At 64.4% G+C, this 24,767-nt stretch carries 26 protein-coding genes; 13 read left to right on the top strand and 13 right to left on the bottom strand.

What is annotated here, in order from left to right; all coding sequences use genetic code 11:
- Nucleotides 1-112: 112 nt before the first annotated feature.
- Complete coding sequence (locus RFM41_RS14735) at nucleotides 113-1,090, bottom strand: NAD(P)H-dependent flavin oxidoreductase (protein ID WP_320249734.1); 978 nt, start codon at nucleotides 1,088-1,090, stop codon at nucleotides 113-115.
- Nucleotides 1,091-1,444: 354 nt separating this feature from the next.
- On the opposite strand from RFM41_RS14735, the gene RFM41_RS14730 reads away from it, so the two are divergent.
- Together RFM41_RS14730 and RFM41_RS14725 are read left to right on the top strand one after the other, a co-directional pair.
- A complete protein-coding gene (locus RFM41_RS14730; RefSeq protein WP_320249732.1) occupies nucleotides 1,445-2,422 on the top strand; it encodes a DMT family transporter in 978 nt (325 codons plus the stop codon).
- Between the two features lie 351 nt (nucleotides 2,423-2,773).
- Nucleotides 2,774-3,280 carry a YciE/YciF ferroxidase family protein gene (locus RFM41_RS14725; RefSeq protein ID WP_320249730.1) on the top strand — a complete coding sequence of 169 codons (507 nt, stop codon included), beginning with the start codon at nucleotides 2,774-2,776 and terminating at the stop codon, nucleotides 3,278-3,280.
- Nucleotides 3,281-3,450: 170 nt separating this feature from the next.
- Here RFM41_RS14725 and RFM41_RS14720 read toward each other — a convergent pair whose 3' ends face one another.
- On the bottom strand, nucleotides 3,451-3,588 hold the full coding sequence (locus RFM41_RS14720) for a hypothetical protein (protein WP_320249728.1): 138 nt from the start codon (nucleotides 3,586-3,588) through the stop codon (nucleotides 3,451-3,453).
- 264 nt (nucleotides 3,589-3,852) lie between these two features.
- On the opposite strand from RFM41_RS14720, the gene RFM41_RS14715 reads away from it, so the two are divergent.
- From RFM41_RS14715 to RFM41_RS14695, 5 genes are all read left to right on the top strand, one after another.
- The gene (locus RFM41_RS14715; RefSeq protein WP_320250146.1) at nucleotides 3,853-4,419 is read left to right on the top strand and encodes a sigma-70 family RNA polymerase sigma factor; all 567 of its coding nucleotides are present in this window, start codon (nucleotides 3,853-3,855) and stop codon (nucleotides 4,417-4,419) included.
- Nucleotides 4,420-4,910: 491 nt separating this feature from the next.
- Nucleotides 4,911-5,342 carry a hypothetical protein gene (locus tag RFM41_RS14710; RefSeq protein ID WP_320250145.1) on the top strand — a complete coding sequence of 144 codons (432 nt, stop codon included), beginning with the start codon at nucleotides 4,911-4,913 and terminating at the stop codon, nucleotides 5,340-5,342.
- A 117-nt stretch (nucleotides 5,343-5,459) separates the two neighbouring features.
- Nucleotides 5,460-5,741, top strand: a complete 282-nt coding sequence (locus RFM41_RS14705) for a hypothetical protein (RefSeq protein ID WP_320249727.1) — start codon at nucleotides 5,460-5,462, stop codon at nucleotides 5,739-5,741.
- Between the two features lie 474 nt (nucleotides 5,742-6,215).
- Nucleotides 6,216-6,383, top strand: coding sequence for a hypothetical protein (locus RFM41_RS14700; protein WP_320249725.1), 168 nt, complete (start codon nucleotides 6,216-6,218; stop codon nucleotides 6,381-6,383).
- A 111-nt stretch (nucleotides 6,384-6,494) separates the two neighbouring features.
- A complete protein-coding gene (locus RFM41_RS14695) occupies nucleotides 6,495-6,722 on the top strand; it encodes a hypothetical protein (protein WP_320249722.1) in 228 nt (75 codons plus the stop codon).
- Nucleotides 6,723-6,805: 83 nt separating this feature from the next.
- Here the strand turns inward: RFM41_RS14695 and RFM41_RS14690 are convergent, their stop codons facing one another.
- From RFM41_RS14690 to ehuB, 5 genes are read right to left on the bottom strand one after another with little or no spacing between them, the layout of a single operon-like run.
- Complete coding sequence (locus RFM41_RS14690; protein ID WP_320249721.1) at nucleotides 6,806-7,534, bottom strand: GntR family transcriptional regulator; 729 nt, start codon at nucleotides 7,532-7,534, stop codon at nucleotides 6,806-6,808.
- Nucleotides 7,531-8,310: an ectoine/hydroxyectoine ABC transporter ATP-binding protein EhuA gene (gene ehuA, locus RFM41_RS14685; protein WP_320249719.1), complete on the bottom strand. Its 780-nt coding sequence runs from the start codon at nucleotides 8,308-8,310 to the stop codon at nucleotides 7,531-7,533. The genes RFM41_RS14690 and ehuA overlap by 4 nt, the downstream gene beginning before the upstream one ends.
- A complete protein-coding gene (gene ehuD / locus RFM41_RS14680; RefSeq protein WP_320250144.1) occupies nucleotides 8,307-8,966 on the bottom strand; it encodes an ectoine/hydroxyectoine ABC transporter permease subunit EhuD in 660 nt (219 codons plus the stop codon). The genes ehuA and ehuD overlap by 4 nt, the downstream gene beginning before the upstream one ends.
- Nucleotides 8,963-9,691 (bottom strand): ectoine/hydroxyectoine ABC transporter permease subunit EhuC, encoded by a 729-nt coding sequence (gene ehuC / locus RFM41_RS14675; protein ID WP_320249718.1) that lies wholly within the window; start codon nucleotides 9,689-9,691, stop codon nucleotides 8,963-8,965. The genes ehuD and ehuC overlap by 4 nt, the downstream gene beginning before the upstream one ends.
- A 55-nt stretch (nucleotides 9,692-9,746) precedes the next feature.
- Entirely contained in the window at nucleotides 9,747-10,604 is an 858-nt protein-coding gene (ehuB, locus tag RFM41_RS14670; RefSeq protein WP_320249717.1) for an ectoine/hydroxyectoine ABC transporter substrate-binding protein EhuB, read from the bottom strand.
- 251 nt (nucleotides 10,605-10,855) lie between these two features.
- Between ehuB and RFM41_RS14665 the strand changes: the two genes are divergently transcribed.
- From RFM41_RS14665 to RFM41_RS14640, 6 genes are read left to right on the top strand one after another with little or no spacing between them, the layout of a single operon-like run.
- Nucleotides 10,856-12,022 (top strand): M24 family metallopeptidase, encoded by a 1,167-nt coding sequence (locus RFM41_RS14665; protein WP_320249716.1) that lies wholly within the window; start codon nucleotides 10,856-10,858, stop codon nucleotides 12,020-12,022.
- An 11-nt stretch (nucleotides 12,023-12,033) separates the two neighbouring features.
- Nucleotides 12,034-13,221 carry a M24 family metallopeptidase gene (locus RFM41_RS14660; protein WP_320249714.1) on the top strand — a complete coding sequence of 396 codons (1,188 nt, stop codon included), beginning with the start codon at nucleotides 12,034-12,036 and terminating at the stop codon, nucleotides 13,219-13,221.
- A gap of 17 nt (nucleotides 13,222-13,238) precedes the next feature.
- Entirely contained in the window at nucleotides 13,239-14,495 is a 1,257-nt protein-coding gene (locus RFM41_RS14655; RefSeq protein ID WP_320249713.1) for a sarcosine oxidase subunit beta family protein, read from the top strand.
- A 10-nt stretch (nucleotides 14,496-14,505) separates the two neighbouring features.
- Complete coding sequence (locus tag RFM41_RS14650) at nucleotides 14,506-14,802, top strand: sarcosine oxidase subunit delta (protein ID WP_320249712.1); 297 nt, start codon at nucleotides 14,506-14,508, stop codon at nucleotides 14,800-14,802.
- The gene (locus RFM41_RS14645) at nucleotides 14,799-17,741 is read left to right on the top strand and encodes a sarcosine oxidase subunit alpha family protein (RefSeq protein ID WP_320249711.1); all 2,943 of its coding nucleotides are present in this window, start codon (nucleotides 14,799-14,801) and stop codon (nucleotides 17,739-17,741) included. Before RFM41_RS14650 ends, RFM41_RS14645 begins: the two co-directional genes overlap by 4 nt.
- Before the next feature lie 31 nt (nucleotides 17,742-17,772).
- The gene (locus RFM41_RS14640) at nucleotides 17,773-18,249 is read left to right on the top strand and encodes a sarcosine oxidase subunit gamma (protein WP_320249710.1); all 477 of its coding nucleotides are present in this window, start codon (nucleotides 17,773-17,775) and stop codon (nucleotides 18,247-18,249) included.
- 81 nt (nucleotides 18,250-18,330) lie between these two features.
- Here the strand turns inward: RFM41_RS14640 and RFM41_RS14635 are convergent, their stop codons facing one another.
- The 6 genes from RFM41_RS14635 to RFM41_RS14610 are packed head-to-tail and all read right to left on the bottom strand — an operon-like array spanning nucleotide 18,331 to nucleotide 24,756.
- On the bottom strand, nucleotides 18,331-19,998 hold the full coding sequence (locus tag RFM41_RS14635; RefSeq protein WP_320249708.1) for a N,N-dimethylformamidase beta subunit family domain-containing protein: 1,668 nt from the start codon (nucleotides 19,996-19,998) through the stop codon (nucleotides 18,331-18,333).
- Between the two features lie 34 nt (nucleotides 19,999-20,032).
- Nucleotides 20,033-20,878 (bottom strand): SMP-30/gluconolactonase/LRE family protein, encoded by an 846-nt coding sequence (locus RFM41_RS14630; RefSeq protein ID WP_320249707.1) that lies wholly within the window; start codon nucleotides 20,876-20,878, stop codon nucleotides 20,033-20,035.
- A 26-nt stretch (nucleotides 20,879-20,904) separates the two neighbouring features.
- Nucleotides 20,905-21,930, bottom strand: a complete 1,026-nt coding sequence (locus RFM41_RS14625; protein WP_430691542.1) for an ABC transporter ATP-binding protein — start codon at nucleotides 21,928-21,930, stop codon at nucleotides 20,905-20,907.
- A complete protein-coding gene (locus RFM41_RS14620) occupies nucleotides 21,927-22,910 on the bottom strand; it encodes an ABC transporter ATP-binding protein (RefSeq protein ID WP_430691541.1) in 984 nt (327 codons plus the stop codon). Before RFM41_RS14620 ends, RFM41_RS14625 begins: the two co-directional genes overlap by 4 nt.
- A complete protein-coding gene (locus RFM41_RS14615; RefSeq protein ID WP_140803201.1) occupies nucleotides 22,910-23,746 on the bottom strand; it encodes an ABC transporter permease in 837 nt (278 codons plus the stop codon). The genes RFM41_RS14620 and RFM41_RS14615 overlap by 1 nt, the downstream gene beginning before the upstream one ends.
- Entirely contained in the window at nucleotides 23,743-24,756 is a 1,014-nt protein-coding gene (locus RFM41_RS14610; RefSeq protein WP_320249700.1) for an ABC transporter permease, read from the bottom strand. The genes RFM41_RS14615 and RFM41_RS14610 overlap by 4 nt, the downstream gene beginning before the upstream one ends.
- Nucleotides 24,757-24,767 lie beyond the last annotated feature (11 nt).

Raw genomic sequence — 24,767 nt, 5'->3', positions numbered from 1 at the left:
AAGGCAGAATGGTCGCCGTCCGGTGGCGGCCTTTGCTACCTTCGATTTTTATTCTTTTGGGTGAGTGGGCCTCCTTGCATTCTCTGCTGCGCCCGCAACCAGGTTGCGAGCCTTACGCGACAAATGCCTCCATCCCCCTTTGCATTGCCGCCCGACAATCGACGACCATCCGCTCGACAAGCTCCGCGCAGGTCGGGATATCGTCCACCAGGCCGATCGCCTGGCTCGCCCATACGAGGCCATCGTCAACCGCTCCCGCTTCGAGCGCGGCCTTTCCACGAGCACCCGCCACGAGCGGCTGGATATCGGCGAATTCACAGCCGCCCGCCCGGTTTTCCGTTTGCACGACTTCATCGGAAACGCGGTTCTTCAAAACGCGCCCCGTATTTCGCATGGTCCGGAAAATCAGGTTCGTGTCGCGCTCCGAGGCGTTGACCAGCGCCTGCTTGATGGCGTCGTGGATTGGAGCTTCCTTTGTTGCGCAGAAACGGGTCCCCATGTTCACCCCTTCCGCGCCAAGCATCATGGCCGCCGCCATACCCTGGCCCGAGCCAATGCCGCCCGAGGCGATCAAGGGCACTTTCACCGAGCGCGCCGCGGCCGCGAATAGCACGAGGCCGCCGACGTCATCTTCGCCGGGATGGCCTGCAGCCTCAAAACCGTCGATCGAGATCGCATCCACTCCCGCGCGTTCGGCCGAGAGCGCGTGCCGCACCGCCGTGCATTTGTGGATGATGACGGCGCCGGCCGCTTTTGCCTTTGCGATAAACTCCTTGGGACTGCGCCCAGCCGTTTCCAGGATCTTCACACCGCATGCCAGCGCCGAGTCCAGGTACTCCGCGTAGGGCGGCGGATTCGTGGATGGCAGGATCGTCAGATTCACCCCAAACGGCTTATCCGTCAGGCTCCTGCAGCGATCTATCTCCTTGCCAAGAGCCTCTGGGCTCGGTTGGGTCAACGCAGTCAATATGCCCAGGCCGCCAGCGTTAGAGACGGCGGAAGCGAGTTCCGCTCGACCTACCCACTGCATACCGCCTTGTACGATGGGATAGCGAATACCAAGAAGCTCCGTGACGCGTGTCCGCATCACTCCTCCCATTGTTTTTATTTGTTAGTCACCGAAAAGTTTGATAACCCTAGCGTCCATTGGCTGGACGTTCAACATATTTTTTGGACGATTGGACAACTTGTCGTCGGCCAGAGGCGGGACAGTGCTTTTGAGGGGCTAAAATGATGCAGATCCCGGCTCGCCGTGGCCCCATGCAGGCAGGGCGCTCGCGCCGTTCCAAAAATACGGGGCTGCATTTGGACAGGAGCCAAGGCCGGCTCATCGAGACCGAACCGATCGGAAATGGACCAGGACCGCGGACCGCCAGCTTGACGGGACAGGCACGGCGCGATCGGGCGCACTTCCTCGTTCCATCGTCTTTCTAGGACAAATGATGTGAAAGAGGCCTCTCGTCCCGACGGCAACGTCGTGTTGGTTCCGCGCGCGGGCGCTACAGAGCCCGCCGAAGGCATAAGCGCCGCTTCGGATGATCGTGGCCGCAATACGTCCGATGCATCGAAGACGATCCGCGCAATAGCTATGATATGCCTGGGGTCGTTATGCTATACGTTGAACGATACGCTGACGAAGTTCCTTCTTAATCACTATCACATCACCACAATCATATTCGTCCGCAGCATGTTCGCCATGCCGCTCCTGTTTTTCACGGGCATACTGATTGGCCACCAACGCGTCCGATGGTCGGGAAAAATCCTGTTTTACGCTCTGCGTGGCGCGATCAATCTGAGTGCGGCCTATCTATATATCAAAGGACTGGCGTATCTCAGCGTTGCAGAGGCAACGGTGATCCTCTACGCTTCTCCCTTCATCATCACCGCATCGTCTGCCATCATCTTCAAAGAGACGGTTGGCTGGCGCACCTGGGGTGCCGTGCTGGTCAGTTTCATCGGCGTTCTGATTGCCATTCAACCTGGCGTGGCCGCATTCAGGCCGGCCTCATTGTTCATCTTCGCTTCCAGCTTTCTTTACGCGGCAAATTCCCTGACGGCACGCTGGATACCTCCAGGCGACAATCTATGGACCGTCAGCTTTTTCAATGCCGCCTTTTCCGCGCTCTACGTTGCCCCGGTGGCTATTTCCGATCGGGCTCCGTTCGCATTTGACGACCTGCTGCTTTTCGTGGGCGCCGCTTTCTGCTCAAGTCTTGGTGTTGGCCTTAGCGCGGTCGCCTACAGATCCACGGCAGCTTCCAATCTTGCGCCGTTCGGATATTTCGGTCTGATCTGGTCCCTCGGCGTGACATGGTTGATCTGGGGTATGGTGCCGGGTGTCTGGACCTTTGTCGGCGCATTCATAATCACCACCAGCAGCATTTTTCACTTAAGGTCCAAGCGTAGCAAACGTTGTCCCTGAGCGATCCGGTTCGCTGGCAGTCGCCGAGCGCCTCGGTCGCGATTGCGGCGGCCAACCGACGCCCCTTGCGGTCGACATCAAAGAACAGGTCCGCCTGGCCGGTCGGCGGAGCCCACCCGAGTCTTGGGCGCGGCGCGGTTGTGAGCACAGTGCTTGCCGCACGCTGATCTTCGATCGGCTTTTGGCGGCTGGGGTTTCATCCGCCCAAAGCAAAAAAGCCGGTCCTCGGTAACTGAGGCGAGGGCGCCTTTGGGCAACCGGAACATTCCGTCCATTCCGAGATTAGGCTGGCCTCCGGATTGCTGGCGCCCCGGAGCTTTTCAACGCGATCACAAACAGAAGGCGAGCACCATGGGCTTTTTCTCGAAAGACATCAAAACGTTGGACGACCTGTTCGTTCACACCCTCCAAGACATCTATTATGCGGAGCGGCAGATCCTAAAAGCGCTTCCCAAGATGATCGATAAGGCTTCAGACGAGAATTTGAAGGCTGGGTTCGAGAAGCATTTGCGCGAAACGGAAGGCCACGTCGCTCGGGTCGAAGAGGTCTTCGAAATGCACGGTCAGAAAATCAAGGCCACCAACTGTCCGGCCATCGACGGCATTCTCGAGGAGGCCGACGATGTGAGCGCCGACGTCGAGGATAACGAAGTGCTCGACGCGGCTCTGATCGCTTCCGCTCAAGCCGTAGAGCACTACGAAATGACCAGATATGGGACGCTTATCGCTTGGGCCAAGCAGCTTGGTCGAAACGACTGCGCCGCCATCCTGGCGGAAAATCTTAAGGAGGAGAAAGCGGCGGATGACAAGCTGTCGGAGATTGCCGAGAGGAAGGTCAACGCCATGGCGGCGGAATGACTGTTGGGCTTCGGGTTCAATGCGGCCGCGATGCCGTTATCCAAAGGCAAGTAAAGGGAACTTCGTCCTGATTGTCGGTTGCGGCGGTTGTGTTAGCATATGTCATGAGTAGGTCTTTCCGTCGACACGGCATAATATCGCCATTGCCTCAAAAAGCTGCTCCCAAGCGGTCAGCGCTGGATCAGGACCTGGCTGTCGCATTTGAAGCCATTGCCGACGAACCAACTCCTCGACGGCTGTTCGAACTGGCTCGCGAGCTCGAAGCGGCCGGGCAACTGAAAGTCAAGGACGCCGACGGCAAGCTGCATTGACGCATCCCCGTTCGGTATCCCTGCGGTGCTGGCGGTGCCCTTCCGGTCATCTCAAGACAGCACATTTCGCGGTCAGCTTCGGACGAGGGCTGACGTCAGAGCCGAAGATCCGGCCGCTGCCCGGAGCAAAAGACGACGCGCGAAATTATGACCGGAAACGAGCAACGATTGTTGAGGCAACAGGAACCTACGCGCTCGCAGCGCATTAGCTCCCTGTTCATCCAATCCAAACTGTTCCCTGCGGAGGCATTTTTGCGGACGATGAATTCCGGCTCGTCGGCCCTCCAGAATGAGGCGACGATCGTCGATCTGATCCCGGCTTTGAGAGCTTTCGCGCGTACCTTCTGCAGGGACAAGACCGACGCCGACGATCTCGTGCAAGAAACCCTGCTCAGGGGGATAGCGCATATCGATCAATTCGAACCTGGCACCCGGATCAAGTCGTGGCTGTTCACGATCATGCGCAATACCTTCTACACGAAGCACAAGGTCTATGCGCGCGAGGCGCCAGGAGTGAATGATTGCGTATCGGCCCGTTCAATCACCTATGGTGACCAGGAATGGCATATTCGTAGCCAAGAGGTTCATGCCGCTATCGGCAAATTGCCTCCCCAGCAGCGGGAGGTCTTGGTGCTGATCGCGATCCTCGGCGTAAGTTATGAGGAAACGGCGAGCATTTGCGGCTGCGCCATCGGTACCATCAAAAGTCGTTTGAACCGTGCACGAATGTCATTGCTTGAAGACCTGGGAGAGGCGTCTTCAGCTGCAGCCGTAGAGCCCCCCACCCATGCCCCATTGCCTTTCGGTCAATCGCCAGGTCGGCGCTAGACCGCGTCGCGATCTTTCAGATTCGCTCCATGCGCTTTTGGTTTTTGATTTTAAGCATGTCTTTATCCCGAAACCGGTTCCCACTTTCGGGAGACATGCTTTGGCGGGGTGGGCGGTGGAAGCCGATCTTGGAATGCCGCCAATAGGCGGTAGCGGCGGGCAGAGGGTGAGGAGGCGGCTCGCTTTTCTCGGGTGAGCTGACATGCCGTCGCGGTTCAAGCGACTGGCCAGAGTGTTTAATCCAGCAATCTGCCCGGTGCTCCATTGTTGCCGGTTCACGCGCCACCTCATCGTCGCGAAGGCTGCTCTGGAACATAGGAGACCGCTCGCAGTTCGGGTTTTGCTGCAGATGCCCTGACAGGCATCTGTCGAGATCGGTGGGCAACACCTGATCGGTCCGCGCCTGTCCCTCGCAGGCGCTGGCTTCAGGCTCCGGCCGGACCTGCCGCGCCGCTGCGAAAATGTCGCCACCACAACCACAGGAGACAGCAATGAAGCATCAGACAGCGCATGAACTTCAATCGGTTGCGGTCATCGACCGGCTTGGACCAGTCCCTCTTGCAACAAGAAGGCAGCGGATAGAGCGCTGGGCGGCGTTGCTCGATCGAAATCCCGTCCGGAGCCTGGCGGCTTTGGTGGGCACCGAATATGTCGATCCAGAGGTTCGCGCGGAAGCGCGGGCGGCCGGATCTCCGCTCACGGTTGCGTTCGAGGATCCACTGCTGCGCGCCGCCGGATTGCAATCGGATACCTATGGCGAGGCGAAGCGTTTCTTCGAGCTTTCCGATTGGCAGTTGCACGAGGTCGTCTGCAGCTGTCATGTCGGCGCGACGATGCAGGCCAATTGGGCCGCGGCGCGGGTCCGCAGGCTGATAAACGGCAACCCCTTCTTTGCTTGGCTCAGAAGCCGCTTCGCGCACTGAAAAGCTGGTCATCCGGCGAACGCAGGTCGCCGCCAACACGGTGCCCTGCGACGCCGCGCCGACATCAGCGCCGGCAGTGGAACGCGCGATGGCGGAACCGTTCCGGACGTCTCGTCCATGCGCATCGATCGGATCGGGCTGCATGGAACTATTCCGCCGGCCCGCAGTTCGGTGCCCGGGCGGAGTCGGCCGGGAACCACCACCATGACATCGTATGGCGAAGCCTCTGAAGACGACAACGAGCGCAAAAATGCCGAACGTGTTCGCAATCTGGCGCAAAGAGCCGGTATTCCAATTGGATTGGCCTTGGCCCTCATTCTGAAATACGGCAACGACCCGAACGTTCTCGATCGCGAGGCTGCCAAGCTGAAGCGGGGAGCGGAGAACACCGGGAATTGATCACCTGGTAGCCGGCCCGGCCAGGTGATCGTCCAGCATTCGGGGGATGGCAAGCCGGGGATGGCAAGGCGCACAGGCGCGGCCGACAGCCCGGCGCCCTTGTGAAGGAATGAGCGCAGCCGGGCACATGGAACATAGCTTTGACTTCCAAGTTCGGTAAGGCCGTCCGCCGGCGATCCCTGCATCCCGGCGGCGGATTGTGAGGGCCCCGGATTTTTCCGGGGCTGCGGCAAACACGGCGGACCGGCGATGAACGGAACAGTCTTGAGCGGGCACCTCCAGAGACGGACGGGCGCGGCGGTGACGCGCCGCTCGCCCAATTGGCGCCGATCGAAGGCATGGCTGGTTTTGCCTGCAAGCGTCCTCGCAAGTTTCCTTTGCGCCCCGGCATCGGCGCACCAAGCGCCGGCGGGCTGGCAGTACGATCCTTCCTGTTGCGCGGGGGTGGATTGCTACCAGGCGCCGCCCTCGGATGTGAAGGAGACGAAATACGGCTACCAGCTTTCGACCGGCGAACTGATCCCTTACACCGATCACCGCATCAAGCGATCCCGCGACGAATATTTCCACGAATGCAAGCCGGGCGGCGACGCCAGTTCCCAGCACTCCTTCTGCCTCTATGTTCCGGACCGAGGCATGTGAGCCGGACGGCTCAATCGGAGATATCGAAGGCAGCGAATTCCTCGTGGCCGGGATCGACAAAGGCCTCGCGTGGAACCTCCCCCCATCGCCGCCAGGATTTCCCGGTCACGGATGGCGCCGACCACCGAGATGAACATCGACCATCCGGCCTCCATCATCGTCTTTGCCGACTGCGCCGGCTACGCAGAAGGCCCACGCCGGCAGCGGAAGCCGCCTATGCGCTCATCATCGCCTCCAGATAAGAAAATGCCCACACCCATCGAAGACAGAACACGCTGCCGGAGTTATTGTTTCGCCCGTTTGGCAATTGTTTTGATTGGCTGCCCGGAAGCGACCTAATCATCCGATCCAAGTCCGAGCAGGCAGGCGCCCGAAAGAAGCCACTAGTCGGACAGGCTTTATGGCGCTGGCTTGATTGAAGCCTAGGTACGCAAGGTTTCGCGCTTGTCGTTCCGATGCAGCATCATGCGCCGGAAGCTCATCGAGATATGCGCCCGCCTAATGTGTCCGATCGAGGCCCAGTCGCCGATCTCGGCCGCCGCGAGCACCTCCGCGATTTCCCGCCGGAACGCGGCGAACTCCTCGGCCAGCCCAAGCCGGGGCATCATTTTCAGCACGACCCGTGCGACCTGGAAGTAGAGCCGTTCGCTGATGTCGCGCAACGGCTGGTTGCCGGTCATGGCGCTGAGCTCGTAGAAGAAGTCCATGTTGAGCCGCAGGAACGCGCCTTGGTCCGGGCTGAGGATATGGGCGTCGCAGCGCTCCTTCAGCGCGCGTATGCGGTCGAGGTCGGCGGCGGTGCGCGGGATCGGCGACAATTTACCGATCAGCTCCGCCAGTTCCATGCGCAAGTGATAGACCTGCTCCAACTCCTCTATGTCCACGTCGGTGACGATCGTGCCCACGCCGTGGACGGATTGGACTAGGCCTTCCGATTCCAGCCGCGCCAGCACCCGCCTGACCGGAGTCCGGCTGACGTCGAACTCCTGAGCGAGCTCTTCTTCGGAAAGGTGGCTTCCGGGGGGATATTGCAGCATGCAGATGCGGTCGCGCAGGATCCTGTAGATGCGTTCCGACCTCTCCCGCGCCGAAGGCGGTCGCGTTGGGCCGGTCGTGGCCTGCTCTGTCACCGCATCGTCGTTGCGGGTCATCCCGCCTCCAGCACCGCGCGCAGGAATTGCCGCGTCCGTTCGTTCTTCGGCGCGCCGAACAACTCGCCTGGAGGTCCCTGCTCGCAGATCTTGCCCTGGTAGAAGAAGCAGACCCGATCCGAGAATTCCTTCGCGAAACCCATCTGATGGGTGACCATCAGCATTGTGAGGTCATGCTCCCGCCCGATCTGCCTTATCACCTGCAGCACTTCGCCGACAAGCTCGGGGTCGAGCGCCGACGTCACCTCATCGAACAGCATGACCTTTGGCCGCATGGCGAGCGCGCGCGCGATCGCGACGCGCTGCTGCTGCCCGCCGGAGAGCTGCGAGGGATAATGGCCCTTCTTCTGCGACAGGCCGACCATGTCGAGAAGCTCGGCCGCGCGCGCCTCGGCATCGGCGCGCTTCATGCCGAGCACCGTCATCGGCGCCTCGATGCAGTTGGCCATCGCGCTCATATGCGGGAATAGGTTGAACGACTGGAAGACCATGCCGATCTTGGCCCGCACCCGCCTGATATGGGCGAGATTGGCAGGAACCAGCTTGCCGCCCTTGTCCATATGCGTAAGCGGCTCGCCCTCGACCCAGATGACGCCGTCATTGATCGTCTCGAGCGTCATCAGCATGCGCAGCACCGTCGTCTTGCCGGAGCCGGAAGGCCCGATGATCGACACCTTCTCGCCGCGCGCGATGTCGAGGCTGAGGCCGTCGAGAACCGTCAACGCGCCATAACGTTTCGACACATTGTCGAAGCGCACCATGGGCTGGTCCGTCATCGTGAGGTCCTCCGGTTGAGCAAGCGTTCGACAACACGGATGAGCGCTGCCGACACCAGGCTCATCACCAGGAAAAATAGGCCGACGAGCGTCATCGGCTCGGTATAGCGGAAAGTGTCGGAGCCGATGATCTTGGCCGTCTGCATCAGCTCGAGAACGGCAATGGCCGAGAGCAGGGGGGTCTCCTTGAACAGCGCGACCAGGTAGTTGCCGAGCGCCGGAACGATCGGCGGGATGACTTGCGGGATGATGATATCGCGGAAAGTCGCCCATTGCGGCAGGTTGAGCGCGATCGACGCCTCCCATTGGCCGCGCGGGATGTTGTCGAATCCGGCGCGGTACACCTCGGAGCAGTAGGCCGCGTAATGAAGTCCGATCGCGATCACGCCGGCGGTGAAGGCGTCCAGCACGACCCCGAATTTCGGAAACACGAAATAGAGGAAGAAGATCTGGATGAGCAGCGGCGTCGAGCGGATCAGCTCGACCAGCACCGAGATCGGCCATGCCGTCCACGGAATGGCGATGCGTGCCAGGGCGAGCGCAAGGCCGAGCAGGGCCGCGATGACGAACCCGATCAGCGTCGCCTCGATGGTGATGATCGCCGCGCTTGCCAGCGTCGGCAGGATTTCAAGCGTGAAGGACCAATCCCACATCAGGCGGCCCTCCCTCGCGAGAGCCCGGCGGACGCCCGTTGCTCGAGGAACCGCATGCCGATCGTGATCACGAGCGACATGACGAGGTAGATCAGAAGCACCAGCGTGAAGATGGGAACGGTTTTCAGCGTGCTCTGGTTCATCTGCTGGGCCTTGAAGGCAAGGTCCGTCAGCGTGATGAGCGACACCAGCGCGGTCGATTTCAGCAGCTCGATGAACAGGTTGCCCCAAGGCGGGATCATGGCGATGAAGGCCTGCGGCAGGATGATCCTGCGCAGCATCTGGGCGCGGCTCATGTTGAGCGCGATCGACGCCTCCCACTGGCCTTGCGCCACCGCGAGGATCGCTCCGCGCACCACTTCCGATCCGTAGGCGCCGACATTCAGGCCGAGCGCCAGCACGGCCACCGTGAAGGCATCCATCAGCAAGCCGAATTGCGGCAGCACGAAAAACAGCCAGAAGAGCTGCACCAGCGCGGAGGTGCCGCGAAAGATCTCGACATAGACCGTCGCCAGCCAGCGCAGCGGAGCCGGCCCGTAGAGGCGGGCAAGGGCCGCCAGCACGCCCATGACCACGGCCAGCACGCTGCCCAACACGGCAATTTCAATCGTCAGCAGCGCTCCCTCCAGCAGTCCCGGCAGGAACAGGCTGTAGGAGGTCTGCGTCGCGAGCAGGCCGATCACCGCCAATGCGGCAACCAACATGCCAACAAGCGTCCGGATGCCCATCGGCCTCTCCGAAGAAAAGGAGGCGGCGCCGAAGCGCCGCCCGGAGTTGGGACTTTTACTTGCCGGCGCAAAGCTCGGCGGTCGTCTTGTTCGGCAGGTAATCCTTGCCGAAGCCGAACGGCTCGACGAGGGCGATGTGCTCGGGCGAGCCGATGAATTTCTTCAGCTCCGCGTTGAAGGCTTTGAGCAGGTCGGTATCTTCCTTGCGGAACCCGAAGCCGCCATGGCCCTTCACCGACTTTCCGTTCACTTCGCCGAAAGGCTTGGTGGATTCGACGCCGTCGGCCTTCTTGGCCATGTCGGCGATCGACAACGCCGTCAGCGCGGCAGCGTCGGCGCGGCCCGACTGGACCGCGGCGACCAGGCTTGACTGGTCCGGCAGGACCACGAGCTGGCCCTGAGCCACGCCGGCATCCTTCGCGTAGCCGCCCTCGACGGCTCCCGCCATGACCGCCAGCTTGAGGTCGGAATTGTCCTTGAAGGTCGAATAGTCCTTCACCTTCTTCGGATTGCCCTTCGGCACGAGCATCGCCCCGCCGATGCCGTAGGACGGCTCGGAGAAGTTGATCTCGGCGCAGCGCTTGGGATTGATGAACATGCCGGCGGCGATGATGTCGAAGCGCCCGGCCTTCAGGCCCGGGATGAGCGAGCCGAACTCGGTCAGCACGCCGTCGACCTGCTTGATGCCCATCTTGGCCAGCACCGCCTTGGCGACTTCCGGCGCCTCGCCGGTCAGCTTGCCGTCGGGCGTGGCGTATCCGAACGGCGCCTCGTTGGCGAAGCCGACCCGGATATAGCCGTCCTTCTTGGCGCGCTCCAGCGTCGTCTCGGCCAGCGCCACTCCGGTGCCGGACAACATGACAAGCCCTGCGCCGAGTCCAAGCGCGGTGCGGCGCGAAATTCTGATCGTCATCATCTTGCTCCCATTTTTGCGAAATCGCCGCCTAACCCGACCCCTTTTTTCGGCATTGAGCAGCTTGAACGTATGGTTGCAGATTTTTCGATGCGTTTCAATAGATGTGCACATCATCGGAGGTCTAAAAACGAAAAATCCTTGACATAGTCGAAATCCGAGATCGATATTGGCGGCAGTTGTACACAACGTGCTTCAACTGAAGGCGAGCAAAAATGAAGCTGCGGGGCAACGGCTCCGGAGGGGGAGATATGCTGGAAAAAAGCAGCGGCGAAGCGGTCGCGCCCTATTTCGAGAGCGAGGAATTCGACCGGCGCCGCGATGCCGTCCGGCATGCCATGGCCGGGCGGGGCATCGACACGCTTCTCGTCTCGGCGCCCGAGAACATCTTCTATCTGACCGGCCTCGATCACTGGGGCTATTTCGCGCCGCATATCCTGGTCGTTCCGGCCGACGGCGAAATGATCCTGCTGACGCGCGCGATGGAAAAAGTGACCATTGCCAACCAGGTCAGGAACGCGCGCTTCGAGGGGCACCATGATAGCGAGACGGTCGCCGACCTTTTGGGGCGCGTGCTTTCCGGCAGGCTGGGCTCCGTCGGCATCGAGGCATGGTCGTCCGGCCTGCCGCACGGGCTTGCCGAGTCGCTGAAAGAGCGCCTGAGCGCCGCGCGCTGGGTCGATGCCTCGGGCATCATAGACGACATCCGCATGGTCAAGAGCCCGGCCGAGCAAGCCCTGATGCGGGCGACCGCCAAGGTATCCGACGCCGGCGCGCAGGCGGCCATCGAAGCGATCGCGGAGGGGGCGAGCGAGCGCCATGTCGCGGCCGAGGCCGAGCGCGCCATGATCGAGGCGGGCGGCACGTTTCCCGGCTTCGGTCCGTTCATCCGTTCCACCCGCCGGCTCGGCGAGGAGCATACGACGTGGACGAGCGACCGGTTCGGCGCTGGCGACGCGGTCTTCCTGGAACTGACCGGCTGCGTTGCCCGCTACCATGCGCCTCTCGGGCGCCTCATCCATCTGGGCCACGCCGCGAAAGAGACCTATGAGATGGCCGCGCTCACGGCCGATGCCTTTGCGGCGGTGGTCGGCGCGATGCGCGAGGGCGTCCTGTTCCGCGACGTCTACGCGGCCTGGCAGGGTGTGGTTGACCGCGCCGGCCTGTCGCATTACCGCCGGCATCATTGCGGCTATGTGGTCGGCATCGGCTTGCCGCCGAGCTGGACCGGCGGCAACAAGGTCACGGGTCTGCGCCGCGACAGCGACATCATGCTCAAGACGGGAATGAGCTTCCACGTGCTCTCCTGGCTGATGGGCACCGGCCGCGGCGATTTCTTCATGTCCAACGCAGTGCTTCTGGGTCCCTCGGGCGCGGAGGTACTGACCAGGACGCCCTCGGGCGTCACCGTGCGCTGAGGACATTGGCGATGCAGTTCGGCAAGAACAACACGCCGTTCGATAGGGAGGAGTTCGCCGCCAGGCTGGCGAAGACCAAAGAGCGCATGGCGCGAGCGGGGCTCGACGCGCTCTATGTCTCGGAGCCCGCCAACCTCAACTACCTTACCGGCTATGACGGCTGGTCCTTCTATGTCCATCAGGGCGTGCTGGTCGCGCAGGACGCCGCACTTCCGGTCTGGATCGGACGCGGCCAGGACGTCAACGGCGCGCGGCTGACGACGATCCTGCCGGAGGAAAACATCGTCGGCTATTCCGACGACCATGTGCAGTCGCAGGCGAAGCACCCGCTGCAGGCGGTGGCGCGCGTGATGCGCGAGCGCGGCCTCGAGCGCGCCAGGATCGGCGTCGAGGCGGATTCCTTCTATTTCACCGCGAAGTCGCTTGACGTGCTGAAGGCGGAACTGCCGAACGCCCGCTTCGTCGATGCCGGCACGCTGGTCAACTGGGTCCGCGCAGTCAAGTCGGACGCCGAGATCGGGCTGATGCAGCAGGCGGCGCGCATCGCCGAAAAGACGATGGCGCGGGCGATCGAGGTGATCGGGCCCGGCGTTCGCCAGTGCGACGCCGCCGCCGAAATCCTTGCCACCGCCACGCACGGGACCGAGGCCTTTGGCGGCGATTACGCCGCGATCGCGCCGCTGATGCCGACCGGCGTCGGCACCTCCTGTCCGCATCTGACCTGGCGCGACGATCCGTTCGCGTCGCCGGCCGGCACGACGGTCGAGATCGCCGGCGTCAGGCACCACTACCATGTGCCGCTGACGCGCACGATCTATCTCGGCACGCCGCCGGAAAAGATGCGCAAGGCCGCGGACGTGGTCGTCGAGGGGCTCGAGGCAGCGCTCGGCGTGGCGAAGCCCGGTGCCGGCTCGCGCGACGTGCACGCGGCATGGACCAAGGCCATCGAGCGGCACGGCTTCTTCAAGGATTCGCGCTGCGGCTATTCCATCGGCCTCGGCTACCCGCCGGACTGGGGCGAGAGGACCATCTCGCTGCGCTCGATCGACGAGACGGTGCTGGAACCGAATATGACGATCCACTTCATGCCGGGCCTGTGGCTGGACGACTGGGGCATCGCCATTTCGGAATCGATCCGCATCACCGAGACCGGCGTCGAAGCCTTCTGCGATTTTCCGCGCCGCCTCTTCGTCAAATAGAACCCAAGAAGCCTCCGATGCGCCGCTATTCGGCTCTTTCCCTTCTCGCCAACGGGCTTGCCGGCCACAGGCACTGGCAACGCGCTTGGCGCGCGCCGGAGCCGAAGCGCTCCTATGACGTCGTCATCATTGGCGGGGGCGGCCATGGACTGGCGACGGCCTTCTACCTCGCCGAGAACCACGGCATCCGCAACGTCGCGGTGATCGAGAAGGGCTATGTCGGCGGCGGCAATGTCGGCCGCAACACAACCGTCATCCGCTCGAACTACCTGCTCGACGGCAATACCCAGTTCTACGAATTCTCGATGAAGCTGTGGGAAGGCATGACGCATGCGCTGAACTTCAACGTCATGTTCTCGCAGCGGGGCCAGATCGTCACCGCCCATTCGGCCGACCAGCTCGACTTTTTCAGCTACCGCGCCAATGTCATGCGGCTGAACGGCATCGACGCCGAGATCCTGAGCCACGACGACCTTCGCCGCTTGGTGCCTTATCTCGACTATTCCGACACGGCGCGCTTTCCGGTCCATGGCGCGATCATGCAGGGCCGCGCCGGCACGGCCCGCCACGACGCCGTCGCCTGGGGTTATGCCCGCGCCGCCGACGGCCACGGCGTCGACATCATCCAGAATTGCGAGGTGACGGGCTTCCTGCGCGAGGGCGAAAGGATCGTCGGCGTCGAGACGGCCAAGGGCCCGATCGCCGCCGGCAAGGTCGGTCTGGCCGTGGCCGGGCATACCTCGGTTCTCGGCCACAAGGCGGGCCTGGAATTGCCGATCGAAAGCCATGTGCTGCAGGCCTTCGTGACGGAGCCGCTGAAGCCGATGGTCGATCAGGTCGTCGCCTACGGCGCGGACCATTTCTATGTCAGCCAGTCCGACAAGGGCGGGCTGGTCTTCGGCGGCAATCTCGACGGCTACAATTCCTACGCCCAGCGCGGCAATCTCGGTGTCGTGCGCGAGGTCGCGGAAGCGGCGATCGCGCTGATGCCCTGCATCTCGCGGGTCAGGCTGCTGCGCCACTGGGGTGGCGTGATGGACATGACGCCTGACGCCAGCCCGATCATCTGCCCAACCCCGATCGACGGGCTCTACCTCAATGGCGGCTGGTGCTACGGCGGCTTCAAGGCGACGCCGGCTTCCGGCTGGTGCTTCGCGCACACGATCGCGACCGGCAAGCCGCATCCGCTCAACGCTGCCTACAGCCTCGACCGCTTCCGCACCGGCCGCACGCTCGACGAGGCCGGCGTCGGCCCGTTCGCGTGGCTGCAATAGGGGCCGGGACATGCTGCGTATCGACTGCCCCTGCTGCGGCCCACGCGACCACGATGAGTTCCGTTATGGCGGCGACGCCTCGGTCATCCGCCCCGCCCACGACGATGCGGATCCAGAAGCCTGGTACCGCTATGTCTTCGTCCGCAAGAACCCGGCCGGAGCGCACCGGGAACACTGGCAGCACGTTCTCGGCTGCCGGCAGTGGCTGATCGTCGAGCGTGACACCCGCAACCATTCGATCGCCTCTGTCGCTCTCGCCCGGAAACCGCCTGCGAAGAAATCGCCTGCCAGGAAACCAACTCAATGAGTTCCAACTCCAAGCGGCTGGCCGAGGGCGGCCGCATCGATCGCGGCCGGCCGCTTGAATTCAGCTTCGACGGAAGCAAGTTGACCGGCTTCCAGGGCGACACGCTGGCCTCGGCGTTGCTCGCCAACGGTATTTCGCTCATCGGCCGCAGCTTCAAATACCACCGGCCGCGCGGCATCTTCTCGGCCGGCGACGAGGAGCCCAATGCGCTGGTGACGCTTGGCGCGGGCGGGCGGCGCGAGCCGAACCTGCCCGCGACGATGCTGGAGCTTGCCGACGGCATGGTCGCCGAGAGCCAGAACCGGTGGCCTTCGCTTGCCTTCGACGTGCAGAGCCTCAACAGCCTGTTCGCGCCATTCCTGTCCGCCGGCTTCTACTACAAGACCTTCATGGGTCCGACCCGTCGTGCCTGGATGTTCTACGAGCATTTCATCCGGAGAGCGGCGGGGCTCGGCAAGGCCGGCCTGGAGGCTGATCCCGACCGCTACGAGGTTCGCCACGCCTTCGCCGACGTCGCCATTGTCGGCGGCGGGCCTGCGGGCTTGTCCGCCGCGCGCGCCGCGGCAAACGCCGGGGCGAGGGTGGCGCTGATCGAGCAGGATTTTCAGGTCGGCGGACAGCTTCTCTCCGAGCGTCCCGGTTCGGAGGCCGCGACCTGGCTACAAGGAGTGGAAACCGAGCTGAGGGATTTCGGCAACGTCGACCTCATGGGGCGGACAACCGCCGTCGGCCTCTACGACGGCAAGGTGCTTGGCCTTGTCGAGCGGCGGGACGATGCGCAAGCCGCTGGCCAGGCCCGCCAGGCCTTCACGATCCTTCGGGCCGGCGCGATCGTCTTTGCCAGCGGCGCCATCGAGCGGCCGCTGGTGTTTTCGAATAACGACCGTCCCGGTGTGATGCTTGCGTCGGCGGCCAGGACCTATGTCAACCGCTTCGCCGTGCTGCCTGGAAGAAAGGCCGTGGTGGCCACGACGGATGACGGCGCCTGGCGTGCGGCCTTCGATCTCGCCGTTGCGGGAGCCCGGGTCACCGTTGCGGATCTGCGGACTACCGTTCCACCCGCCCTGCAGGCTGAAGCTTCGCGCCTCGGCATCGCCGTTCACGCCGGCACGCATATTGCCGACCTGCGCGGCAGCCGTGCGGTCAAGGCGGCCAGGCTTGCGGGTGCGGGCGCGGAGACCGAGGTCGACTGCGACCTGGTCTGCGTTTCCGGCGGCTGGTCGCCGACGGTCCATCTCACCTCCCAGCTTGGCGTCAAACCGGTGTATCGCGAGGACATAGACGGCTTCGTCCCCGGCCTCTTCGCGGCCGGCCAGTTCGGCGCCGGTTCCGTGGTCGGCGGTTACACCACGGCGGAAGCGATCGAGACCGGCCATCGCGCCGGCATCGAGGCAGCCGCTTCTTGCGGAAAGACGAAGCCCGTACCGGCCGCTGTCCAGTTCCAATCCGCGGAGCTGCCCGCGGCCGCGTTCCGCAATGTTCCGCCGGCGCGCGGCAAGGCCTTCGTAGACATCCAGATGGACGTCACCACCGGCGATATCGCGCTTGCGCACCGCGAGGGCTACGAATCGGTGGAGCATCTGAAGCGCTACACCACGCTCGGCATGGGGACGGACCAGGGCAAGACCAGCAACTTCCCGGCGCTCTCGGCCATGGCGGCGTTGCGTGGCAAGACCATTCCCGAGACGGGCACCACCACCTTCAGGCCGCCCTATACGCCGGTCGCGATCGGCGCGCTTGCCGGGCGCGCCGTCGGCCATCACTTCAAGCCGACCCGCCGCACGCCGATGCATGACTGGCACGTCGCCAACGGCGCCGACATGCTGGAAGTCGGCCTCTGGATGCGGCCCTATTTCTATCGCGGCGCCGGCCGCGACGTGAAAGAGGCCTATGTCGCGGAGATGCGTTTCGTGCGCGAAGCCGCCGGACTGATGGACATCTCGACGCTCGGCAAGATCGATATTCAGGGTCCCGATGCCGCCACGCTGCTCGACCGGGTCTACGCGAACGGCTTCGCCAAGCTGCCGGTCGGCCGCGCCCGCTATGGCGTCATGCTGCGCGACGACGGCATCGTCTTCGACGACGGCACCACGACGAGGCTTGGCGAGGATCGTTTCTTCATGACGACGTCGACCGCCAAGGCGGCCGACGTGATGTCGCGGCTGGAATTCCTGCTCGACACCGCCTGGCCGGACCTGCGCGTCGCCGTCACCTCGGTGACCGACGAATGGGCGGCGATGTCGGTCGCCGGGCCGAGGAGCAGGCGAGTTCTCGCCGCCGCTTTTCCTGCGCTCGACCTCTCCAACGAGGCCCTGCCGCATATGGGCTTCATTGAAGGGGAGTTCGACGGCCGCGCGCTGCGGATCATCCGGCTGAGCTATTCCGGCGAGCGGGCCTACGAAGTCTATGTCGGCGCGAGCGCGGGCGAAGCCGCCTGGCGCCGGCTGGTGGGGGTTGGGGAGCGGCTCGGGTTGAAGCCCTACGGGGTCGAGGCGCTGGGCGCGCTGCGTGTCGAGAAGGGCCATGTCGCCGGCCCCGAGATCGACGGCCGCACGACGCTCGACGATCTCGGCCTTGGCCGCATGGCTGGAAAGCGCTCCGGCTTCGTCGGCGACGTGCTTCGCCGGCGCCCTGCTCTCAGCGACCCGAACCGTCAGCGCCTGGTCGGGCTGAAATGCCTTGAGGCGGGAACGCGCCTGAGCGGCGGCGCTATTCTTTTCAAGCAGGACGAGACCCGGCAGGGGCACGGCCGCGGCCGCATCACCTCAGTGACTTATAGCCCGACGCTCGGAGCCTATGTCGGCCTTGCGCTGCTCGCCGGCGATGTGGCGATGGGGGACGAGGTGGTGGCGGTCCACATGATGAAGAACGAGGCAGTCCGCGCTCACGTCGTCTCGCCGGTGTTTCTCGATCCGGAGGGAGAGCGGCTCCATGGCTGAAGCCGACTTCACGATATCCGTCGAGGCTTGCATGATCCTGCAGCTCGAGGCTTGGCCGGACACGCAAGCGGCATTTGAGGCCGAGCTGTCGCGCCAGTTGGGCGCCGCGCTGCCGGTGGCCTTCGGCGAGGCGGTGCCCGCCGGCGGCTGGCTTGCGGTTCGTACCGCGCCGCGCCGGTTCTGGCTGATCGCAGAGGATGGATCGCGGCCGCGTTTGACGATCGATCCGGCCCTTGGCTGCTCGCTGTCGCTCGGCGATGGCCGGATGCGGCTGAGGCTTAGCGGCCCGCGCACCTTCGACATCCTGAAAGCCTGCGTCGCGATCGACTGGGATTCACCGCAAGCGAAGCTGAGGAGCGCGCTGCAGACCGGCTTCCATCACGTACCGGTCCTCCTCCTGCGTACCGCGGCCGACGCCTGCGATATTCTTGCGCCGCGCAGCTTTGCGCACAGCCTGGTCGATTGGCTGACGGACATAGCCGCTCCTGAAATATTTGAACTGAAATGAGCGGCCGTCGTGGCTGGGTAGCCTCGTAACCAGCCGTGCAAGACCTGGCTTTCTTGCGTCGTGGTTTTCCGGCAACTGACCTTATGAGCTTGTGAACCGATCAAGCACGTTGCGGGTGATCTGCTCGGTGAAGCGGTCGCCGCGCTTGAGGCCCATGACCCATTCGCATGTCGCGGCGGTCACCACTTCGCCCTTGCCGCGGGTCATGTGCACCATCATGCCGGCGCCGTATTTGTAGCGGGCGAGGCTTTCCGGCGTCACCTCGCCGGTGACGCATTTCACCAGGCCCTCATGGTCGCTGCCGCGGACGTAGTAGCGGAAGCCTTCGCCGTCCGGCTCGTCCTCGGCAAGCACCGCCGGCGCCATGGCGAGGATCTCGATCGTCTCCGGCTGGCCGTCGACGGGGACGGGGTAGGGCAGGCCATGCCTGAATGTGTAGTCGAGACCATCGACCTCGTAGGCGAAGATGCGCTCCTTGTCGCCGAAGATGTCGGCATAGTGCAGTCCGGTGCGGGCAAACACCCAGTGCTCCGGCCGGTAGACAGTGAAGCCTTTCTGGCCGTGCGGCGCGAAGCCGCCCCAGGACGCATAGAGCCCATGCAGCCCGTTGACGCCGACGGTCGAGGCGCCCGGCCAGGCGACGTTCTTGTCCTCCCAGGCGGTCGACAGCAGATGCGCCTTGTCGGTGCCGGCGACCGGATCGTTGTTGATGGCGTTGAACTTGTGGCAGATCTGGCGCTTGCCGTCGTTCTCCAGGCGGATCTGCCAGAGGAAGTTGGCGCCGAAGCGCGCAAGCCTTCCGCCGCGCTCGATATAGGCTTCGATCGCCAGCCGCATCTCGCGGGTCCAGTATTCGTCGTGGCCGACGATGGTCACGCACGGATAGGCGTCGAGCAGTTCCGGCCTGTAGTGCAGGTCGGTCTGCGTGATCATGTCGAGCTCGTAGCCTTCCTTCTCGGCCCACAGCACGAAATGGCGGTCGAACTGCGCCCAGCCGGCGGCGGCGTAATACTGGCCGAAGCCGTTGGCATAGGCCCATTCCTTCATCGGGTAGCGCGGCGCGTCGCCGAACTCCGGCAGCGGGTCGGCGCAAATGCGCGGCGCCCCGGGCGGCAGCCAGACGACGCCGCGGGTCCACGGGCGCTCGAGCGAAAGCACGGGCGAGGGCTGGTCCTTGCCCGGACCGACAACGCCGAAATAGTGGTTGGCGCCGCCGAAATCATTGTAGGCGGTCCAGGTGCCGGTCGGCAGGATCATCAGGATCTTGGCGCGGCGCGTGGCCGCCGTCGGACGCACGACGAAGAAATGATGCTGGACGAACTTGCCGCCATTGGCGCGGGCGCAGGTCGAGACGACCCGGTAGAAGCCCGAGCGCAGATCGGCCGGCATGCGCCAGCGGTGGCTGACGGGCCAGCCGCAGCCGGAGCGGTATGCATCCGCCGGCGTCGGCGCGAAGACGCCGGCGATGTCCTCGACCTTGTGGACGGTCTCCGGCCGATAGCCGTCGCGGTAGATCTCCAGCGTCCACTGCGGCGCGGTGGTCGAGGAATGGAAAACGACCTCGTCGCCCGGGTCATAGGACATCGTGTCCGTATAGGTGTAGATCTCGGGCATGGCGGGGTCGCCGCGCGGCGCCTCGTACCAGGGGTTCGAGTGCCAATGCTCGTCGGCGGACATGGCCCAGGCCTTGCGCGGGCGGATGTTGACGGGGCCGAGCTCGGGCGGAACGAAATCGTCTTCACGGGACATGGGCTTGCTCACTCAGATCATCAGCAGGGGAGGTTCAAAGCGTGTAGGAGACGAGCTGGCCGGGCAGGCCGAGCGTCACCCAGAGCCGGCCGTCATGGACGCAGCAATTGGTCGGGTCGCTGCCCTCGCCGCAATCGATCATCTCGACCAGCCTGCCGGCGGTGTCGAGGATGGCGACCCGGTCGCCGGTGCTGCCGGTGACGTAGAGCAGGCCCTCGTGGAAGACCATGCCGTCCGGATTGAAGCGGCCGTCGAAACGGACCCATTCGGTCATCGCGCCGACACTGCCGTCCTTCCACTCGAAGCGCAGCAGACAATGCTCCATGGTGATGCCGACGATCAGCGAGCCGTCGGGGTGGAACACCAGCCCGTTCGGGAAGCCGGTCATCTTGGCCAGCAAGCTGACCTTCCGGTCCCGTCCCGCAGCAAGCAGCTGACCCCCATGATAGGCACCGGCGTCGGCGCCCAGCACCTCCCAGTTCTGCGGATCGGTGAACACGATCCCGCCTTCCGGCGTGAAGATGAGATCATTCGGCCGCGATGGTTTTGCGCCGGGCAATTGGTCGGCGAAATTCTCCCAGCGGCCTTCGAGCTGCAGGCGCTGGATGCAGCCGGGGATCATCGGTTCGGCGAAATGCAGGGTCTCCAGCGATTGCGGCGCAAGGCCGCCATTGTTGCAGATGTAGAGCGCGCCGTCGGGACCGAGCCGCATGCCGTTCGGCGCGCCTGAAAGGGTGGCCAACTCGCGCACGGCACCGTCCTTGAAGGCGCGGACCTTGGCGTGCAGCAGGTCGACGAAGGCGATCGAACCGTCCGGGAGCGCCACCGGTCCCTCCGGAAAGCCCAGGCCCGTCACATGGATTTCCCTCGACCGTTTCATCACTCCTGCCTCCCTTCGATGTGCTTCTAGCTGGCGACGGCCAGCCCACGCCTGGCGCGTCCGACCTCGGCGCCAGCTTGCGCTGTCTCGTCGGGCGCGAGGTGGCAGGCCACCAACTGGCCGGTGCCGGGCATGGCGCGCAGCGGCGGCACTTTCTCCCGGCAGATGTCGCGCGCCAGATGGCAGCGCGGGTGGAACCGGCAGCCGGATGGCACGTCGGCCGGATTGGGCGGATCGCCGGTGAGCATGATGCGCTTCCAGCCGACCTGGCGGCGCGCGGCAAGCGTCGGCGCGGCCGACAGCAGCGCCTGCGTGTAAGGATGCAGCGGCCGCCGCATGATTTCGTCGGCGGTTCCCTGCTCGATGATGGTGCCGAGATACATCACCGCGATACGGTCGGCGACATGGCCGATGACGTCTAGGTCATGCGAGATGATCAGGTAGGAGATGCCGCGCTTGCGCTGGATCTGCAGCATCAGGTTGACAATCTGCGCCTGGATCGACGGATCGAGCGCCGAGGTCGGCTCGTCGGCGACGATGATTTCAGGTTCGAGCGCCAGCGCCCTTGCGATGGCGATGCGCTGCAGCTGGCCGCCGGAAAACTGACCCGGCAGTTTCTGGATGTCGATGTTCTCCAGGCCGACGAAGGAGAGAAGCTCGCGGATGCGTGGCTCAAGCCCAGCGCCCAACTTGACGCCATGCGTGTCGAACGGCTCGCGCATCACTTCGGCGATCGTCATGCGCGCGTTGAACGAGGCGAGCGGGTCCTGGAACACGGCCTGCAGGCGACGGCGGATCGGCAACATGCGCCGGCTGGCGAACCCGGTCACGTCGACGCCGTCGAAGCGCACGCGCCCGTCCGTCACGTCGACCAGCTTGAGCGCCAGCCGGGCGAGAGTGGACTTGCCGCATCCGCTTTCGCCCACCAGCCCCAACGTCTCTCCCTTGCTCACGGTGAGCGAAACACCGGCCACAGCCTGAACGGCACGGCCGCCGCGACGCTGCGCGAAGGTTTTCGAGACGGCGTCGAGCTCGAGAAGCGCCATGGTCAGCTCCTCACCGCTGTTAGAGGCACCGCTGCCTCGATCGGATGATGGCAGGCGAGCTCCACGGCGCCGAATTTGCGCCGCGGCGGCTCAATGGCCTTGCAGTCGTCCTGCGCGCGTGGGCAGCGCGGATGGAAGCGGCAGCCGGACGGAAAGGTGCCCAGCCCTGGCGCGCCGCCGACGATGGCGTTGAGTTCCTGCTTGGCCGGCGTCTGCGAGATCATGGCGCTGGTCATCAGCGCTGCGGTGTAGGGATGCGAGGGCTGCAGCATGATGGAGTCGGCCGGCCCGAGTTCCGCGATGCGGCCGGCATAGAGCACGAGGATGCGGTCGGCCACCTCGGCTACGACGCCCATGTCGTGGGTGATCAGGATGATCGTCAGCGCCAGCTCGCGCTTCAGTTCGGCAAGCAGCTCCAGCATCTGCGCCTTGATGGTGACGTCGAGCGCCGTCGTCGGCTCGTCGGCGATCAGCAGGCTCGGGCCGGCGGCGAGCGCCATCGCGATCATGGCGCGCTGCCGCATGCCGCCGCTGATCTCGTGCGGATAGGCGGAAGCGACGCGGCGGGGGTCGGGAATGCGGACGCGCTCCAGCATCTCCACGGCGCGCTTTCTTGCCTCGGCGCGGCCGGCAAGGTTATGCGCGACAAGCGTCTCCGCGATCTGGTCGCCGACGGGCCAGACCGGGTTGAGCGAGCTCAGCGGGTCCTGATAGATGAGGCCGATCTCCGGGCCGCGCAGCCTGCGCAGTTCGGCGTCGGGCCGCTTCAGCATCTCGCGGTCCTTGAAGCGGATCGAGCCGGAGACGAAGGCGGTGGGCGGCTGCAGCCCGGCGATCGACATGCCGGTCAGCGACTTGCCCGAGCCGGACTCGCCGATGATGACGAAGGTCTCGCCCTCGGCGACGTCGAAGGAAATGCCGTCCACCGCGACGAGGTTCTGACCCTCGCGCTGGAAGCCGATTGCAAAGTCGCGGACCGACAGGATCATGCGGCCCGCCTCGACGCGAGCGCGTCGCCGATCAGCGAGAAGGCGGTGGCCGTCAGCATGATCATGGTGCCGGGAAAGACCAGATACCACCAGGCCGAGCCGAAATAGGGGCGCGAGTCGCGGATCAGCAAGCCCCATTCCGGCGTCGGCGAATTGGCGCCGAGGCCGAGGAAGGAAAGGGCGGTGACGGCGACCAGCGCGTAGCCGATGTCGGTGGTGATACGCACATTCACCTCCTGGACGACGAAGGGGATGATGTGGCGGCGCAGGATGGTCATCTCGGACACGCCGAGCGCGCGGGCGGCCTCGACATGCGGCCGCTCGCGCAGGCGCAGCACCTCGCCGCGCACCAGCCGCGCATACCCCGGCCACCAGATGATGGCGAGCGACAGCGCCACGCTGTCGAGCCCGCGTCCGATCGAGGCGGCGACGGCGAGCGCCAGCACCAGCGCCGGGAAACCGAAGAACAGGTCGACGATGCGCATCATCAGATTGTCGATGCCCTGGCGCGCCATGCCGGAGACCGCGCCATAGATCACGCCGAACAGGGCGGAAGCGAAGACGATGGCGATCGCCACGCCGAGCGAATAGCGGGTGCCGTAGACGATGCGCGAGAAGACATCGCGGCCGCCCTCGTCGGTGCCGAAGATATGCGTGAGGCTCGGCGGCTTCAGCCGGTCGGCCATGGCAAGCGCGATCGGGTCGTGCGGCGCGATCAGGCCGGGCAGAAGCGTGAAGGCTGCCAGGATCACCAGCACCAGCAGCGCGAGCGGCAGCAGCACGCCCTTCGGCCTTGCGATGGTCCGGCGCGCGGGCTGGGTGGAAATGCTCATGAGCCGACACTCTGCACGCGCGGATCGATCACCGGATAGAGCAGGTCCATCACCAGGTTGATGATCACGAAGCCGGCCGTCGAGACGATCGCCAGCGCGATCACCGGCGAATAGTCGAAGACCTGGAAAGACTGGTAGGCATAGAGGCCGATGCCGGGCCAGTCGAAGATGACCTCGACCAGGATCACCCAGCTGATCATGTAGCCGAACTGCATGGTGGTCGCCGTCAGGATCGGCGACAGCGCATTGCGCAAGATGTGCTTGAACAGGATGCGGTTGGGCGACAGGCCCTTGCCACGCGCCGTGCGCACATAGAGCCGGCTCTGCTCCTGGATGAGGGCTGCGCGCGACAGCCGCGTGCCGACCGCGAGCAGGTTGATGACGATGGTCGCGGCGGGAAGCGCCAGGTGCTTCAGGCTGGCGAGAAAGGCCGAGAGGCTGCCGGCCAGCAAGGAATCGACCAGCAGGAAGCCGCTGACCACGGGCGGCGCCGTCTCGCGGATCGGAAAGCGCGCGCCGAGCGGCAGCCAATGCAATTTGTAGAAGAAGAAGAACTGCAGCGTCATGCCGAGCCAGAATACCGGGATGCCGGTGCCGATCATGGTGATGAGGCGGATTGCGCCGTCCACCGCGCCGCCGGGGCGGCGGACCGCGAGCACCGCCAGCGAGAAGCTGATCGCCAGATAGAGGACGAAGCTGACGATCAGCAGCTCCAGCGTTGCCGGCAGATACTGCTTGAGGTCGGTGCTGACGCTGCGGCGCGTGCGGATGGACTCGCCGAGGTCGCCCTTGGCGAGGCCGATCATGTAGGAGGCGAACTGCTCCGGCAGCGGGCGGTCAAGACCATGCTCGACGCGGATGCGCTGCACGGTCTCCTCGGAGGCGTTCTGGCCGGCCAGGAAGGCGGCGGGGTCGGCCGGGACGACACGGCTGAGGAAGAAGGTTATGATCGCGACGGCGATGAGGACGACAAGGCCCCAGACCAGACGCTTGAACAGGAAAGCGATCACAACCGTGCCGT

The organism is Mesorhizobium vachelliae (assembly GCF_033977325.1).
Taxonomy (GTDB): domain Bacteria; phylum Pseudomonadota; class Alphaproteobacteria; order Rhizobiales; family Rhizobiaceae; genus Mesorhizobium; species Mesorhizobium vachelliae.
The sequence above is the reverse complement of the archived record's forward strand: the minus strand, read 5'-3'. Positions and strand labels throughout refer to the sequence as shown.